Here is a 16,432-nt window from a genome sequence, read left to right on the forward strand (position 1 = left end):
TGTGGGTGATATTGCGCTAAAGCTGAGTGAACACCTTGTCCGCTAAAAATTAAGGCGGACAAGGATGATGTGTTATGGGTTAGAACTTACTGATCACTTTTACGCTATCGTTCACCTCGCTGACGTCAACAAACCCGATCATATTCGGATTGGCGGCAATCAATGAGAGCATTTCAGCGCTCGAGTCGACGACTTTGGGTGGTTGACCTTGGCCTGAAAAGACCAGTTTTGACCAATAGGCTTTGAGCTGACTCTCAGTTTTATTGAGGATTTGCTTCACGAAGGCATCACGAGCGGGTGAGCCTTCGGGCTGATCGAGCGCAACCACAGTCCCTCCACTCGGGAAAGACTTGAGTTTACCTAAATAGATACGTGAAATATCCGCAGCACTAATTTCGGATGTATTTGAAGGATGTACCACGACGGCAATTTCGGCTTGCACATAGGCACTGCCAAGTAAAAGTGCACTAGCAACTAAGGTTTTCATCATCAACCGAGATCTTATTAATAGTTTCATGTTTAACTCCTTAAAAAACTAAGTCTATTGCCATACTCAACAACTGTTCATCGGAGGACGGTTTGTCATTGCTGTAGTTGGTGTACTCCAGTTTTAGTGCGGCTGAGGGATGGAAATCCCAGCGTGTACCTATGATGTAGTAAGAGCTGTCTTCTTGTTGTGCTTCAAGCGCTGCTTTTGTACCGAAAACCAGAGGCGCTAGCGCAGCTTGGTTTGCTGGTGGCAGACTATTGTATAGCGGCAACATGCCGTCATAGGCATCGTATTGTGGATCACCTTTGTCAATACCGTAGGTTAAATGAAAAGTGAAATCTTTATAGCGGATCCCGCCGGAAATAAAGGCTGAATCTTGGATGTTAAAACTGCTAGGATCGACGTCAATTCGGGTGTATTCAGCCAAGATAAACCATTTACCCGCATCATATTTAACGTTAGCGCCTATGAGTAACGCGCTGTCGTTAATGGGTAAAAGATCATCTACCACTTGCTGACTAAATAACCCTGTTTGGGCAATCGCATCGCCTAGGCCCAGCAGAGCAGGTAACTCGTAGGAGAAATCAGTCACTATGCCAATATTTAAACCGTACTCAAACCCTGAGGTTACAAAGTTAAAGTTCATTATGTGGCCCTCGGCGGAGAAGGGCGCGGGAGGTGTTGATGAACCTATAGGCGCATAGTCAGAAACAGAAGTCGTAATATACTTATAGGTCAAACCGACTTCGGTATCGCCCCATAAATCGGAATATACTAAGCCGACACCTTCACCTGAATTAAATGGCAACGAATAAACGCCGCGGGGCGGGGTGATCCAGTGATAGGCATAGCCTACGTCAATATAATCAGAGTATTTATAGAGGTTAAAGCGTTGGCGGCCCGCCATCAGCATAAGTTTGTCGCTGATGTCGTAGGAGATATAAGCCCATTCGAATTCGGCACTGTAATCGTTATTGCCTCTGGATAGCACTTGCGCCGTGGCTCTTAGGCCACTACCCAGATCGGCGGTAAATTGTAAGGCAACTTTAGAATCGTTATTAAAGTTGATTTCTTTGTCATAACCATAATAGCTTTTATCGTCACTGAGACTCGAGCCCGCGACAATAGAGGCAAATCCATTGATTTGAACATCGGCATAAAGAGACGGCATATAAAGTGTGCTGAGCACGCAGAGGGCAACTGTACTTTTTCTCATGGCAGAATACCTTGTTGAGGGAATACAGTAATAAAGGTAGTTGATAAATGGTAGATTTCACCTTTATGCAACATTTTTTGAGGCGCTGACGACAAAATGGTGATTTCTATTTGTTAATGCAGATTTTATGGGGAAGTCTTTGAAAGTTCAGTGGGCTAATCTGCGAAGCAAAATCAGCTAAAGCCCAATGTATGCATGGGATAAATAGGGATTGAACCTGGGTTCGGTATTGATGATGTGGATTAAGCTGAAATAGCTGTCTTCAAGATGCGAATGTCCACATCTTGAAGATTTTATTGAGTGACGGTATTTCGCAACGGATCAGTGATGTTGTGCGAGAAAATCGGCTAAGTGTTGATTGATAAATTCGGCTTGTTCAAGGGTTGAGATATGTCCCGCCGCAGGAATATGCACCAACTGACTGCCATCGATGGCATCGCTCATCAGGTAGCTTTCTAGCACACTGCGTGCTTTATCCTCAACACCCGCCATGATAAGGCAAGGTAGCGTTAGCTGCTCGGCATCTTCCATAGTATCGCGACGACCAAAAATCATTCGTCCAAGTTTCACTATCGTGGGGATTTTTTCCGCTGAGATTGTGGCAAGTGAGTGTTCAAAGCCAGCGACCAGTTCAGGTGTGTTATGCGCGGCATTGTTTGCGAAGAACAAAGGTGAAATCGCACTGATAAGCGCCGCAGGAATCGCCTTAGCGGCGGTAATCATATCCAGCATGCCATCATATTTCGCGCGGGTCACTTCGGGTTCGAAACCGATAAAACTGTTGAGCATCACGAGGGTTTTAACTCTTGTTGGTGCTTTCAGTACCAATTCTGCGCCCCACATAGCACCAACAGATTGTCCGATAACACTAAAGTCAGTGATATTGAGGGCATCCATTAAGGCCAACATGTGATCGGCAATATCGAGTAGCGTTTTACCATTATCGGGCAGTAAATCTGACTGACCATGACCCCACAGTTCTGGCACGATACAGCGGTAATGGGCACTTAGCGCGGCAATTTGAGGCGCCCACATGGCGCTATCCCACAAATAACTGTGACCAAACAAGAGTACAGGGCCTGTACCGACATCAAGGTAACTTAATTTACGATCGGCAATCATGAGCTGCTGACGGTGTGAAGAAAAATCCATAAAGCCTACTTAATCAAATATATCGTTATGTTAAGCCGTATTCTGGCGCCAATTTGGGCGATAGATCGCTGGGCTTAACCTTTACAAAATCTGCGGCGAATATCCCACAGCTAAGGCTGAGCGATACGCAGCACGTATTCATCCACTAGATAGTCTAATCGGGCGAGTACCGCATCTTTGAGCAACATATCACTGTTTTCTAAAAGGATTGCAAGTTCGGCACGATCGAACTGTGGCAACAGTAATTGCGCAACGGGGAAAAAGCTGATGTGCCAAGGCTCAGGACTGACCGCGCTTTGCCCCTGTTGAAACGGGAAATAAAAGCCAAAATCATGGGCATTTTCCACCAGCCAAGCATGCAATTTTGCGCAGGGGCCAGTTTGGCCATATTCAGCTTCGATAAGGCGAAGGGCTTTGACATCAATTTGATCCGCATCGAACACATCGAGATCGGTACCCCAGTGGTGACGTGAAGCACCGGGTAGCGCCGACCAGAGCAAAATCAAGTCGACGATGGCATCGTCACTCAGTCCCTTAATGCTCACCGCCTGCTCATTGGCATCCAATACCGCGCGTTTACCGCTGGCCTTGGCATTCCAAATTGCCAGTTGTCGCTCAAAAGGGCGATGGGCAGAGCAGATGGCGAGTGCTATGCCCGCATCTTTGGCTTTTTGAGCCATCGCATTAAAGGCGATGGCGGTGTTCGCTTCGAGCCAAAAGCTATGATACCCATGGTGATACGGACTTAAATATTCCACCAATTCAGTGGCGTTTAAGCCGTAAAGCCTAGCGGTTTCGGGACGGATCTCGAGGTGTGTTAGCACAATAGTTGTTCCAAAATCACTTCATAACACAGGGCTAGCTGCTCAAGGTCGTCCACTTTAACGCATTCATTCACTTTATGAATGGTGGCGTTCACTGGGCCAAGCTCTAACACTTTAGCACCCGTTGGCGCGATAAAGCGTCCGTCCGATGTGCCGCCCGTGGTTTGTGGATCGGTTTCATAACCTGTGACTTGGCGAATTGCAATACGGGTCGCGTCAAGCAGTGGGCCATCGCCAGTTAAAAATGGCAGACCATTGAAAATCCAGCTGATATCGTAATCTAGGTCATGGGCTTTCAATAAGGCTTCAACCCGCTCAATCAAGATTTCGGCGGTCACCTCGGTGGAGTAACGGAAGTTAAACATCACGTCCAGTGCGCCGGGGATCACATTCGATGCGCCGGTACCGCCATTAATATTGGCGATTTGGAAGCTGGTGGGGGGAAAGAACTCATTGCCATTATCCCAGTGCATCTGACTCAGCTCGGCTAAGAAAGGCGCGGCTTTGTGGATTGGGTTATCGGCAAGGTGTGGATAGGCCACGTGGCCTTGAATGCCTTTCACGGTTAAGTTGCCGGTTAAGCTGCCGCGGCGACCATTTTTTACCACATCGCCCAGCTTTAGGGTCGATGAAGGTTCGCCGACTAACGCCCAGGTGATCTTCTCATTGCGCGCTTCTAAGGTATCAATGACTCGCGTCGTACCGTTAATAAATGGGCCTTCTTCATCGCTGGTGATCAAAAAGGCGATTGAACCATGATGATCTGGATGTTTAGCGACAAAGCGTTCGGTGGCAATGACCATAGCCGCCAATGAACCTTTCATGTCCGCAGCGCCGCGGCCATATAAGTAGCCATCAATGATGGTGGGCACAAAAGGCGGCGTGTGCCAGCGGCTTACATCGCCCGTTGGCACAACATCTGTGTGGCCGGCAAAACAAAAGACCGGACCTTCATTGCCACGGCGAGCCCACATATTGGTGGTGTCTTCAAATACCATAGGTTCGATATTAAAGCCGATGGCGCTGAGTCTTTCAGCCATTAAGGTTTGGCAGCCTTCATCAAGCGGCGTCACCGACGGGCGCGCGATCAGCGCTTTTGTCAGTTCAGTTACAGGATAATCGTCGGCTGGCATCATAGTGAAAATACTCTTTTATAGGCGACTTCATCAAAGCCAATCAGCACGTGTTCACCGACGACCAAGACGGGGCGTTTGATCAGTGTCGGTTGCGCCAGCATAAGTTGAATGGCTTTGGCTTGATCGATATCGGTTTTATCTGCGTCACTGAGGGCACGAAAACTTGTGCTGCGCTTATTGAATACGGTTTCCCAGCCTGAGGTTTTACACCAGAATTCGAGGTCTTCTTGACGTAGGCCGTCATCTCTAAAATCATGGAAATGAACTGGAAGTTGATGATTTTCAATCCATTTACGTGCTTTACGCACTGTATCGCAATTCTTAATACCGTAGAGGGTCAAAATGATGCTCCAGTGTGGATGGACGCTTGGCTGGCAAGCATTGATTTTGCTGGCATTGTGGCATTGTGCGCCGCATGTCACAAGTGGGATGTGTTGCCGATATCTGGTGAGTAACAAAACGCTAATTTTCTAGGGATAATAATCGCTATTGCCTTGCTTTGTCTTGACTTTTTAACACTTGTTTAACTTAAGTGCCTTGTATATATTGTTTTTTCATTAAAATCAGTTTGATATCTGGCGTTGACTCTAGCGCGACTTTTAAAGGATTAAAATGCACAGCGATGTTTCTTTGCAGCGATTTAAGCAATTTCCGCGCTTGATGTGGATATTTTTGTTTGGGTCGTTTATCACCCGTGGCAGTTATTACATGGTATGGCCATTTTTAGCTGTTATTTTATATGAGAAATTTGCGCTAAGTGCCACAGAGGTCGGCATGGTCTTGTCCAGCGCCGCGATTATTTCGGTATTTACCAGCTTTGTTGGTAGCTCATTATCCGACAGAATAGGTCGTCATAAGCTGATGTACGTGACGGGCACTCTCTATATCATCTCGTTTTCGTTATTGGCTGAAGCCAATTCTGTCGAAGGGTATGTGGTTGTGATGACATTGTGCTCTATGGCCACTTCATTATGGCGACCGCTGACATCGGCGGCTATTGGCGACATTATTGCCGATCCTAAAACACGTGAATTGGCGATGCAGTCGCTGTATTTTATCGTCAACGTTGGCTGCGCCGTTGGCCCTATGCTGGGGGTATGGCTTGGTCTTACGGGCAAGCAGTCCAGTTTTTACCTTACCGCAGTGGCCTTTGCCGTGCTGTTAATTATGTTGTACTGGGGATTTAACCATCAAACCCGTCAGGATGCGGCTTTGGCGGCTGGCGCCTCATCGAATGACAATTTAAGTGGCGGTACGAGTGGCACTGAAAGTGATGGTGCAAGTGAGTGTGCATGTGACTGTGTAAATGGCTGTGTAAATGGCATAACAAGTGATGGTGTTAATCGTGGCGTGAATGGCTTATTGAGTGATACTGAGACGAGCACGAAAAAAACGGCTGCCGTGAGCCGTAAGCAAATTGTCGCCATTCTATTGCAAGATAAACTGCTGCAATGTTTAATTTTCGCCAATATTCTGTGTATGTTCATTTATGCCCAAATGGACAGCTCGTTGATCCAATATCTCACTCGCGCTGGGGCACCTGATTTACTGACGTTAATTTCTGGCATGATTTTCACTAATGCTATGGTGATTATCTCCACTCAATTTTTGCTATTGAAACTCATGGCCCGTTTTTCGCTCGTCAAACGGATTCAAATCGGATTGCTGTTATTGATCTGCTCACAAGTCTGGCTGGCATTTAATCCACTGGATCTTTTTTGGGGCTGGATAGGCGCAATTGTGGTGATGAGTGTCGCCGAGACGATTTTGTTTCCTACTATGAATGTGCATATTGACCGCTTAGCCCCTGATCATCTTCGCGGCGCCTACTTTGGGGCTGCCTCATTCTATGATTTAGGCTTTGCGCTCGCGCCCCTTGGTGGCGGCATAATATTGGATCATTTTGGCGGTCAGTGGCTGTTTTTGACGGGCGCGGCACTCTCGGCATTAGTGATTTATCTGTACAGTATTTTAGATAAATTGCCGCGACCTGATTTTGCCATGTTTAAAGCGGATTAATGTACGAGAACTCTATCTCAGCTCGTTGCAGCTAACGTGATGCTTAGCGTGAGAACGGCCGAAATAGATTCTCCTAAGTCTGTGTATCGAGACTGCTACAGCTTGGCGAATGCAAATACCGTTTTAGGCTCGGTTTTCAAAAGCATAAAAGGCTGGCTCATGATGGTGAGTCAGCCTTTTATTATTCAACAAACAACCGATAGACGATGCAATATTTTAAATTAGATCTGCACTGTAAAAATCACATCTTTACCTGCGGTAACACTGCCTTGGGCCTTGTCTAGGTATTTGACGTCTTCCATGTTTGCCAAAACGACAGGGGTGAGTAGGCTGTCGACTTGATCTTTAAGATAATCAATGTCGAAGGACAAAATTGGATCGCCGACTTTCACTTCTTGGCCTTCTTGGGCTAAACGTTTAAAACCTTTGCCTCTCAGTTCGACTGTGCCGACACCAAAGTGAACAAATAATTCTAATCCTTGGGGAGACTCAATGCTGAACGCATGATTTGTCTCAAAAATTTTACCTATGGTGCCGTCGATAGGCGCCAGAATTAATTCGCCTTTGGGGGCGATAGCGATGCCATCACCGACAATCTTTTCAGCAAAAACCACATCGGGGACTTTTTCAATGGCGACAATATCGCCGGAAACGGGGGCATATACCATGATACCGCCAGCTAACTGAGTCTGACCCGATACCAAGCGCCTAATTCGGCTTAAAAATCCCATAATCTAGAGCCTCTTTTGCTTGTTTTTGTCATTGTTTTTGTTCTGTAATGCAGCATAACGAATAAATGTCTCTATTTATAGCTTGTTATACACTGCTGTAGACCTGCAATTCTATCTTGTTGTAATGCAGTGTGCGCCAGCGCCGAAAATTGTTGGATGTTACCTTGGCAAATCGCGGCCTTGACTTCTAACAGTGAACTTAGGTTAACACTGAGTTCGTCCAGCCCCATGCCGATTAACAGCGGTGCAATTTGTGGTGAACTGGCCAATTCGCCGCACAGCGACACTTTTACATTGGCCGCTTTTGCTTGGACTATTGTCATGTTAATTAACGCTAAAATGGCCGGCGAAAGGGACGGATAGTCGCGGGTAAGCTGTGGGTTTGTCCTATCGGCTGCCATTGCATATTGGGTTAAATCATTGGTGCCAATGCTAACAAAGTCGAGTCGTGGCAGCATAGCATTGAGGTTGAATACCGCAGCAGGGGTTTCGACAACGATACCGTAGCTGAGTTCACCGTAGCCTTTCTCTTCTTCTTCCAGGGCATCTTGGCACTGGGCAATCAGTGCAAACACTTCATCCAATTCTTCGACTTGATTGACCATAGGGAACATCAAGCGGATTGGACCATGGTTTGCAGCGCGCAAAATAGCCCTCAATTGGGTTTTAAATAAGTCTGGGTGTGCCAAGGTATAGCGAATGCCGCGCAGCCCTAAGGCGGGATTGTCTTCTATTTCTTGGCACAGGCAGGGCAGTTCTTTGTCGGCACCGATATCTAAGGTGCGGATGGTAAAGGTTTTACCGCCTAGTGCATGTAAGGCATCGCAATATAAGCTGTATTGGGCTTTTTCATCGGGTAGGGTGCTGACGTCCATCAACATAAATTCGGTGCGAAACAAACCTATACCATCGGCGCCAACATCACTGACATGGGTGATGTCGTTGAGATTACCCACGTTGGCCATCAGCCCCACGATATGGCCATCTTGGGTTTGCGCAGGGCCATCTTTGTATGTTTGCAGTGCCGCCCGTCTTGCCTGTTCGTGGTGGAAAGTGACAGTGAGTCTTGCCTGTTGATCAGGATTGGGATTAACGCAAAGCTCACCATTGAGCGCATCGAGTACTAAGGGCGTGCCATTGGGGATAGAATCGGCATCAAACTGGCAACTTAGGATGGCAGGAATACCGGCTGCTCGGGCTAAAATCGCCGTATGACTGGTTAAACCGCCAGTTTTGAGCACAATACCGCAGAGGTTTTCCCTTGGCAGCAAGGCAAATTCAGCGGGGGTTAAATCCTGCGCCAACAAGATAGTGGGTTTGTCGAGTTTGTCGAGTCCTTGGCCTAAATGGCCGTTGATCGCCGCGACGACTCTTTGGCCTAAACAGCGAACATCTTGGGCTCGATTGGCTAAATAGGGATCATCTAGGGATTGCAACTCGTTGGCTTGATGGGCAAATATGCGTTCAACCGCCACACTTGCCGACAGTTGTAAGGTACGAATCGCATCATTTACTTGCTCGATTAACTCATCGTCTTCCAATAATAATAAATCGGCTTCGATCAGCTGATAATTTTCGGAGTCGCTATCGAGCGCAGCTTGGCTGTGGGTCAGTTGTGCCTGCAGCTCTTGTAAGGCTTTGGCAAACTTGCCCTGTTGTTGGGGAATTTTCGACAGGGGAATAGGGCGATAATCGAGGTGGTGTTCGGTGTGAATAAGGTGAAGAGCCTGACCAAAGGCAATTCCCGATGACACTATAATCCCCGTTATTGACATATCCCTTCCTAAATTAACCACTGAACTGAATGCTTGTTAGCGCTAGCGAGTCTAGTTGAGTGGCGTTGAGTTTGTAAAGCGTTGGCATGTAAACTATTGGCACGTACAGAACCTGTTAAGTCTTAGATATTGGTGCGCTAATCAATACACTCGTAAATAGGACAAAGGCCTAGCTAGCTTAGCGTGATCAGCAGTTCGGAGACTTTCTCAACTGCGTCTTGTTCCTGTTCACCTTCGGCAAACACTCTTACCGTAACGCCAGAATATAGCCCTAAGGTTTGTAGTTTAAACAGACTCTTAGCACTGGCTTGCTTACCATTACATTCGACCATGACATCACAGTCAAAGGTTTTGGCTTCTTTAACCAGTAAGGCTGCTGGACGGGTGTGAATGCCATGTTTGGCGGTAATGGTGACTGTTTTTTCGTACATAGTAGATGAGCTCATATTTAAAGGGGTATTACACTTCGTCTTTCGATTCTATGATGTGGTAGCCCTGTTTTTTCAAGGCGGCGACGGCACTTTTGAGGCGATTATTTTTTACTAAAATGTAATCGGTATCAAAGGTCGAAATCGCAAAAATACTGATTTGTTCGTCCGCTAAGGTGCCAGACACTTTAGATAAAATGCCTGTCATCGAAAATCCCAGTGGCCCGAGTACTTCAAAGCAACACCAGCCCGGTTCTTGCTCTAGGCTGTCGAGTTCCATTTCACTGGAAACGACTAAAGATAAACCTTCTTGGGTCTTACCAATGAAATACATGTCCTGTGCAAAAATCTCACTGGGCAATACGGCATTCGGGCTAAAGCTATGAATTGTGTACTGTTCAGGGTGAACGGCTAAGGTCATTCGCATGGCAGTGTCTCGGTTGGATTTTTAAGGCTAAAGCATACCGCATATCAAACGTTAGCGTGACAGAGAATTTGTGGTTAATGGGATTTTTTCATTAGTATTCATCGTTGCTGAGATAAGTTGTAACTTGGGTTACTGGAAATGTGAGCAAAGAAAAGGGCGCCCTTTGCGCCCCCTGTTGGTAAGTTATACAGCCAGACTCTAGTTAGATTTTAAACTGGCCTAAGGTGCGGGACATGTCTTGGCTAATGTCTTGCAGTGACTGAGCTGCATGGCTATTACTTTCGTTAGCTTTGACTGAGACTTCGGTTAATTCTGAAATATTACAAATATTTCGATTAATTTCTTCGGTCACCAGTGATTGCTCTTCGGTGGCGCTCGCTAGTTGGGTATTCATATCACTGATATGGGCAATCAATTGCAGAATCGCCGCCATGGCTTTACCCGCTTCGTGGGCTTGTGCTTGCAACTCATCGGATTGCAGTTGAGTTTGATTGTTGCTCTTCATTACTGAGCCAACGCCGGATTGGATCTCGCTAATGATTTTTTGGATCTCATTGGTCGAGTCTTGGGTGCGAGTAGCAAGGGCGCGAACTTCATCGGCAACCACGGCAAAACCGCGGCCGTGGGTCCCAGCTCGCGCAGCTTCAATGGCGGCATTAAGGGCGAGCAAGTTGGTCTGCTCGGCAATGCTGCGGATCACATCGAGAATGCTACCGATCTGCTGTGAGGCGACGCCTAGTTTTTGGGTAATCACTTCAGAGGCTTTTAATTCAGCTACCAGCTTTTCAGTATTGCTGACCGTGTTATCAATCACCACTTGGCTTTGCTGCGCTTGTTCTTTTACGCTATTTGCCGCATCGGCCGCTTGCTGGGTGTTGCTCGCCATTTCATGGGTGGTCGACAGCATTTGATTGACGGCGGTGGCAACGCTGCCCGTTTCTCTGTGGATATGCTCAGCACTTTGATTGGACTCTTCAACCGCAATCATGAGCTGTTTTGCGTCTGTGTCTAACGCTTGGCCTAAGGGCTGTAAATGGCCGACCATGTCGCCAATTTTTTGTGCAAACATATTAAAGGCGCGGGCAAGATGGGCAATTTCATCTTTACCTTGGGCATTAATCCGCTGACTTAAGTCGCCTTCTCCTTGGGCAATATCTTCAAGGGCATCAATAGCATCATTCAATGGCGAGGTGATGGAATGATTAAGCACAAGGAAGAAGGCAAAAATCGGCACTGAAATCAAAAACATGATAATCAGGTAATCGATAATAACTGATTTTAAACTCGCTTTAACATCACTGAGATAAGCACCTGTCATCACTGTCCAGCCCCATTGTGGGTAGTAACGGGCTTCGGCGAGCTTATCTTCGATAGCGCGAGTCATAGGATCGGCTATGGGGTATTCGAGGGTGGTTTTCGATTTAGCCCGCGCTAAAGGCAGCATAGTGGCTAAGGGATTTGTGCCATTAGGTAATTTAAACGTTAATGCTGAGGTGCCAACAAGACTTGCATTGTCACCGTGGGCGAGGATTTGATTATTATCATCAATAACAATGAAATAGCCTGAGCCAGAATAGCGAGTCTGATTGATTAACTCCGCAGCAGCTTTCTTGGCGTCTTCTTCGCTGTATTTACCTTTGAGCGCATCCTGACGATGTACATCTATCACGCTTAACATGCTGGCGAGTTGACCGTCTATTTGTAGCCATTTCTGCTCAATTAAATTGCTGTACTGTTCTTTAATCGAAAAACTGGCAAAACACACAGTCCCTATCGCGGCCATAAGAAGCATCATCATTAAGCGTTGCAATATGGTAAATCGGCGCAAAAACGTGATCATTTAGGTTTCTCAAAGGCTAATAATTGTTGCTTAATATACCTGCGAATCAATCTCAATTGAATCGTCTGTGACATAAATTCAGCAAAAGCCGTTATAAAATATGAGTTTCTTTGATCTAAAGCAGGGAATCATGATAGGGAATTTTAATCTGTTGCATTATGGGGCATGTTCTTATTAAGTTAGACCGTTTTATAAGTCGTTTCATGTTGAAGGTTTTATCTGATCTATTAAATATCAATAAGTTAGCATTATGTTAATTTTGTCATCTTGCTATATTAGGCTAATCAATTGTTTTAATTTTGATTTTTTACGCTTTTACGCGCAAGATTAATGCATTATTCAGTTTGAGAATCGATTATGACCACAAATACTATCGTAACGTCGGATGATATTTTACTGAAGTTATGTCACTCAGTCGCCCACGTGCTCTCTAGCACCAGTGCCAGTAATGTTACCCACGCGGGTATGGTTCAAAGTATCGCGCGCACGCGTCTAAAACCCGATCTTGGTTGTTTCTCGATTTTTGATGGCGGTTTTTCAGGCCTAGTGGTGATCAACTTTTCCGCATCAGCGGCGATTGAAATCTACCGTCGCTACATGCTGAACATGGGGATGCCTGAATCTGAATTAGCGTTTTCGCACACGTCAGATGAAGTGGGTAACGTTATGGGTGAGTTGATGAACCAAATCTTAGGGGATTTTATTAATAAAATTTCAAAAGAATTACAAACGTCAATCAGCCAAAGCCAACCAAAAATGTTGACGATTAATAAAGAGTTAACTATTTCAATCGATGCTAACTTAGATGATGCTGTGGCCCGTAGAGTGTCGTTTAGAACTGAAAACAATCATATTTTTTACCTCGAATTTGCCATGGATAAAACCGAATTTATCCGTTTAGATGAATTTGTCTACGATGAAGAGTTCGACCCCGATAGCCTGTTAGAGCAGCACAGTACGATTGGGGGAAACAACGACTCAAATTCGAATGTTTCGCCTTGGGTGAAGATGGCCGATAAACCGGCTATTGCGACTCGCGCCATTGATAATGAAGCCGATGATTTGCTCGATCAGCTTGGCATTTAAGCAGAAACCCCAGTGTAAGACGGATGTTAACGCATTCGTCTATACAAGTTAGTGTAACTGTTTTAGTATCGACGCAAAATAATCACTAAGGTTACCTCCTCTCTATGGCATCGAAAGCGACCTCGATTGATATTGCTTATCGTGCTGGTGTATCCCAGTCTACGGTTTCCCGTGCCCTTAGAAACAGTCCGTTAGTCAATTTAGAGACCCGACAACGCATTCAAGCTATTGCTAAAGAGCTGAATTACAAGGTCGATAAAAACGCCAGTAATCTTCGCACCCAAAATAGCCATACCTTAGCGCTGCTATTGTGTGAAGACCCTACTAATGATGACTCGTTAATCAATCCTTTTTTCCTGTCTATGCTGGGCTCCATCACTCGAGCAACAGCGCAGCAGGGTTATGATTTACTCGTTTCTTTTCAGCAATTATCCAACGATTGGCACGCCGATTATGAAGACAGTAATAAAGCCGATGGCATTATTCTGCTCGGTTACGGCGACTATATGGATTACGAGCAAAAGCTAGAACGACTATTAGCGCAGAATACCCATTTTGTGATTTGGGGCGCCGAGCATAACAATAAGTCTGTGCTATCGATTGGCTGTGATAATCATCAAGGCGGCTTGATTGCAACAGAGCATTTAATTTCTCTGGGCCGCAACGCTTTTGCCTTTTTAGGTGATGCTTCGAGCCACAGTCCTGAGTTTAGGGACAGATATTTAGGGCATGTGAAGGCGCTGCAAACGGCGAATATTCCCGTTGATCGCACTAAGCAAGTGTCGGCCATCAGCACAGAAAGTTCTGGCTATGATGCCGCTATGGTGTTGATTTCACAAGGTGCTAAGTTTGATGCGATATTTGCCGCCAGCGATTTGATCGCCATTGGCGCGATTCGGGCGCTGAAGGAAAAGGGTATTTCAGTTCCAGAGCAAGTGGCCGTTGTGGGATATGACGATATTCCGGTGGCGAGTTTTGCCAATCCGCCATTAACGACCATTAAACAGAATACCCAATTAGCCGGAGAAATCTTAGTCGACAGTGTACTCAAACTTATCCGCGGACAAGAGGTGAGTGCGCAGCTTATTCCGACAACCTTAGTGGTTCGCAGCTCCTGTGGCATTGATAGCGCGCCGCTTAAGCCGTTATCGCTAGCATAATGTTTTTGTCGGCAACCGATTGAATCGTTAATTTTACCTGTTGAAACTAAGCTGATGGAACAAAGCCGATAATCCTAGGATATATCGGCTTTTTACTGTCATTTAGCGGCGTTGTTTATAGATCACTTGCCTGCGTATTGACGCAAAAATTTTGGTACGTCTGCTTTGGTTTTCTTAGCGATTTTTTGCAGTAACTCGAAGGTGGGGGCATTGACGCCGAACTCTTGCTGAAGGTCTGCCAGCATTGCCAGCCACAAATGGCCAGTCATTTCGGCATCGGCTAAGGCGCGGTGAAAAGTGCCATCGGTTGGCAACTGTTTATAGCGCACTAAAGTCCCTAACTGATGGTTGGGTGCCGCTTGATACAAACGTCTCGCCACCAGCAAGGAACAGCCAAATTGCCCAAGATAACGATGGCGAATTTGGGCAAACTCCGCGTCTAAAAAGCGCTGATCAAATGCCGCATTGTGGGCGACTAAGTTGTGATCGGTAATAAAGTCGGCAAAACGTGCCATCACTTCATTGCAGGGCGCCGCGTCCCTGAGCATTTGATTGCTGATCCCTGTGTAGTCCTCAATAAAGCGACTTATTCTAAATCCAGGGTTCATTAACTCAGAAAATCTTTGAGTGATCACGCCGTCTTCAATCAGCACAGCCCCGATTTCAATCGCGCGGTCCCCTTGATTGGGCGATAGCCCCGTGGTTTCAAAGTCGAGCACGACTAAAGTGTTAGCAGCTGATGTAGGCATAGATCTTACATGGACTCTATAAATGATGTGTCAGCATTGCCTTCTTTGACAGCGCAACGCTTTTAGATAAGCCGATTGTAATTCAATACGTTAGTAAATTCACTATCCCATTGGCGCTGACGAAAGACTTAATGCTTTGTTGATCCGGTCGAGCTTTCTTGGTTTCGCTTCCTGTTAGCATTTGCTGCTATGAATAACAGTTTGCTTTGTGAGTAACCCATGCAACTCGATATAAACGGCTTAACGCCCGCGCAATTTTTAGCAGAATATTGGCAGAAAAAACCTTTGGTTATCCGCCAAGGATTCAAACACTTTCAAGATTTAATCTCGCCCGAAGAGTTAGCTGGGTTAGTCATGGATGAGCAGGTGGAATCTCGGCGAGTGTACCAACAGGCAGGGCAATGGCAGGCAGAATTTGGCCCTTTTGATTCCTACGATCATCTCGGTGAACGGGATTGGACTCTGATCGTGCAAGCCTTGAATAACTGGGTGCCCGATGCGGAAGCCTTGATCCAATGTTTTGATTTTATTCCGCGCTGGCGTTTAGATGATGTGATGGTGAGTTTTGCGACGCCAGGTGGTGGCGTGGGGCCGCATATCGATCTGTATGATGTGTTTATTTGCCAAGGTTCGGGACGTCGCCGTTGGCGCGTGGGCGATCTGGGGCCGCACAAAGAGTTTGCCGCCCATCCCGCTTTGCTGCACACCGAAGCCTTTGAGCCGATTATCGATACTGAGTTGTTGCCCGGCGACATCCTTTATATTCCCCCCGGATTTCCCCATGACGGCATAACCTTAGAGCAGTCGTTAAGTTTTTCAGTCGGTTATCGCACAGCTTCCGCCAAAGATATGATAAGTGCTTTGGCCGATCATTTGTCTGAACAGGATTTAGGCGCACAGCAGATTAAAGATCCAGACCGCGAGCTGACCACCCGCAGTGGTTGTGTCGATAATAGCGATTTAGGGCGGTTACGTACCCAACTGACCAATATGTTGACCGAGGAACTGGTGAGCGAGTTTTCGGGCCGCTATTTAACTCAGTCAAAATGCGCCTTAGATTTACCCGATGAGCCATTGGATATCACACAAGACGAAGTACTGGCTTGGCTTGATGAGCAGCCGCTTATTCGCCTCGGCGGACTGCGCTGTTTGTATTTTGATATCAATGTGGCACAGGGCGTTGTCTATATTAATGGTGATAAGTATCAGCTTTCAGCCGAATTGGCTGCAGTGATCCCACTACTATGTGATAGCAATCAGTTAGATAAATCCTCCTTAGCGCCTTGGTTAGCCCATGCTGACTTACTCACGCAGCTTACCGAGTGGGTGAATCTAGGCTACTGGTACTTTGAAGATCTCAGCGATGAAGAGTGTTAAGGCGGAATGAGACAAAGCTTGG

General features: G+C 46.3%; 16 protein-coding genes. 4 read left to right on the top strand and 12 right to left on the bottom strand.

Annotation, left to right across the window (positions count from 1 at the left end):
• Positions 1 to 79 precede the first annotated feature (79 nt).
• From K5Q99_RS01700 to K5Q99_RS01725, 6 genes are all read right to left on the bottom strand, one after another.
• The gene (locus tag K5Q99_RS01700; RefSeq protein ID WP_106650643.1) at positions 80 to 517 is read right to left on the bottom strand and encodes a type 2 periplasmic-binding domain-containing protein; all 438 of its coding nucleotides are present in this window, start codon (positions 515 to 517) and stop codon (positions 80 to 82) included.
• A gap of 10 nt (positions 518 to 527) precedes the next feature.
• Positions 528 to 1,706 carry a porin gene (locus tag K5Q99_RS01705; protein WP_220775837.1) on the bottom strand — a complete coding sequence of 393 codons (1,179 nt, stop codon included), beginning with the start codon at positions 1,704 to 1,706 and terminating at the stop codon, positions 528 to 530.
• Between the two features lie 321 nt (positions 1,707 to 2,027).
• A complete protein-coding gene (locus K5Q99_RS01710; protein ID WP_220775838.1) occupies positions 2,028 to 2,858 on the bottom strand; it encodes an alpha/beta fold hydrolase in 831 nt (276 codons plus the stop codon).
• Between the two features lie 110 nt (positions 2,859 to 2,968).
• Complete coding sequence (locus tag K5Q99_RS01715) at positions 2,969 to 3,682, bottom strand: M15 family metallopeptidase (RefSeq protein ID WP_220775839.1); 714 nt, start codon at positions 3,680 to 3,682, stop codon at positions 2,969 to 2,971.
• A complete protein-coding gene (gene dapE, locus K5Q99_RS01720) occupies positions 3,676 to 4,815 on the bottom strand; it encodes a succinyl-diaminopimelate desuccinylase (protein WP_220775898.1) in 1,140 nt (379 codons plus the stop codon). Before dapE ends, K5Q99_RS01715 begins: the two co-directional genes overlap by 7 nt.
• A complete protein-coding gene (locus K5Q99_RS01725) occupies positions 4,815 to 5,159 on the bottom strand; it encodes an ArsC family reductase (protein ID WP_220775899.1) in 345 nt (114 codons plus the stop codon). The genes dapE and K5Q99_RS01725 overlap by 1 nt, the downstream gene beginning before the upstream one ends.
• 271 nt (positions 5,160 to 5,430) lie before the next feature.
• Between K5Q99_RS01725 and K5Q99_RS01730 the strand changes: the two genes are divergently transcribed.
• Positions 5,431 to 6,837 carry an MFS transporter gene (locus tag K5Q99_RS01730; protein WP_220775840.1) on the top strand — a complete coding sequence of 469 codons (1,407 nt, stop codon included), beginning with the start codon at positions 5,431 to 5,433 and terminating at the stop codon, positions 6,835 to 6,837.
• A 221-nt stretch (positions 6,838 to 7,058) separates the two neighbouring features.
• On the opposite strand, the gene crr is transcribed toward K5Q99_RS01730, so the two are convergent.
• The 5 genes from crr to K5Q99_RS01755 form a co-directional block, all read right to left on the bottom strand.
• Positions 7,059 to 7,568, bottom strand: coding sequence for a PTS glucose transporter subunit IIA (crr, locus tag K5Q99_RS01735; RefSeq protein ID WP_106650635.1), 510 nt, complete (start codon positions 7,566 to 7,568; stop codon positions 7,059 to 7,061).
• A gap of 71 nt (positions 7,569 to 7,639) precedes the next feature.
• Complete coding sequence (gene ptsP / locus K5Q99_RS01740) at positions 7,640 to 9,343, bottom strand: phosphoenolpyruvate--protein phosphotransferase (protein WP_220775841.1); 1,704 nt, start codon at positions 9,341 to 9,343, stop codon at positions 7,640 to 7,642.
• Positions 9,344 to 9,516: 173 nt separating this feature from the next.
• A complete protein-coding gene (locus K5Q99_RS01745) occupies positions 9,517 to 9,774 on the bottom strand; it encodes an HPr family phosphocarrier protein (protein WP_106650633.1) in 258 nt (85 codons plus the stop codon).
• A gap of 28 nt (positions 9,775 to 9,802) precedes the next feature.
• A complete protein-coding gene (locus K5Q99_RS01750; protein WP_220775842.1) occupies positions 9,803 to 10,198 on the bottom strand; it encodes an ACT domain-containing protein in 396 nt (131 codons plus the stop codon).
• Between the two features lie 202 nt (positions 10,199 to 10,400).
• Positions 10,401 to 12,038 (bottom strand): methyl-accepting chemotaxis protein, encoded by a 1,638-nt coding sequence (locus K5Q99_RS01755; RefSeq protein WP_220775843.1) that lies wholly within the window; start codon positions 12,036 to 12,038, stop codon positions 10,401 to 10,403.
• A 357-nt stretch (positions 12,039 to 12,395) separates the two neighbouring features.
• Between K5Q99_RS01755 and K5Q99_RS01760 the strand changes: the two genes are divergently transcribed.
• Together K5Q99_RS01760 and K5Q99_RS01765 are read left to right on the top strand one after the other, a co-directional pair.
• Entirely contained in the window at positions 12,396 to 13,124 is a 729-nt protein-coding gene (locus K5Q99_RS01760; RefSeq protein ID WP_106650630.1) for a DUF3334 family protein, read from the top strand.
• Positions 13,125 to 13,228: 104 nt separating this feature from the next.
• Positions 13,229 to 14,284, top strand: coding sequence for a LacI family DNA-binding transcriptional regulator (locus K5Q99_RS01765; RefSeq protein WP_220775844.1), 1,056 nt, complete (start codon positions 13,229 to 13,231; stop codon positions 14,282 to 14,284).
• Between the two features lie 122 nt (positions 14,285 to 14,406).
• Here the strand turns inward: K5Q99_RS01765 and K5Q99_RS01770 are convergent, their stop codons facing one another.
• Positions 14,407 to 15,033, bottom strand: coding sequence for a 3'-5' exonuclease (locus K5Q99_RS01770; protein WP_220775845.1), 627 nt, complete (start codon positions 15,031 to 15,033; stop codon positions 14,407 to 14,409).
• Positions 15,034 to 15,252: 219 nt separating this feature from the next.
• Here K5Q99_RS01770 and K5Q99_RS01775 point away from each other — a divergent pair, with 219 nt between their 5' ends.
• A complete protein-coding gene (locus K5Q99_RS01775; protein WP_220775846.1) occupies positions 15,253 to 16,410 on the top strand; it encodes a ribosomal protein uL16 3-hydroxylase in 1,158 nt (385 codons plus the stop codon).
• The last annotated feature ends 22 nt before the right edge of the window (positions 16,411 to 16,432 follow it).

It is taken from the genome of Shewanella hafniensis (assembly GCF_019655335.1).
In the GTDB taxonomy this organism is placed as follows: Bacteria; Pseudomonadota; Gammaproteobacteria; order Enterobacterales; family Shewanellaceae; genus Shewanella; species Shewanella hafniensis.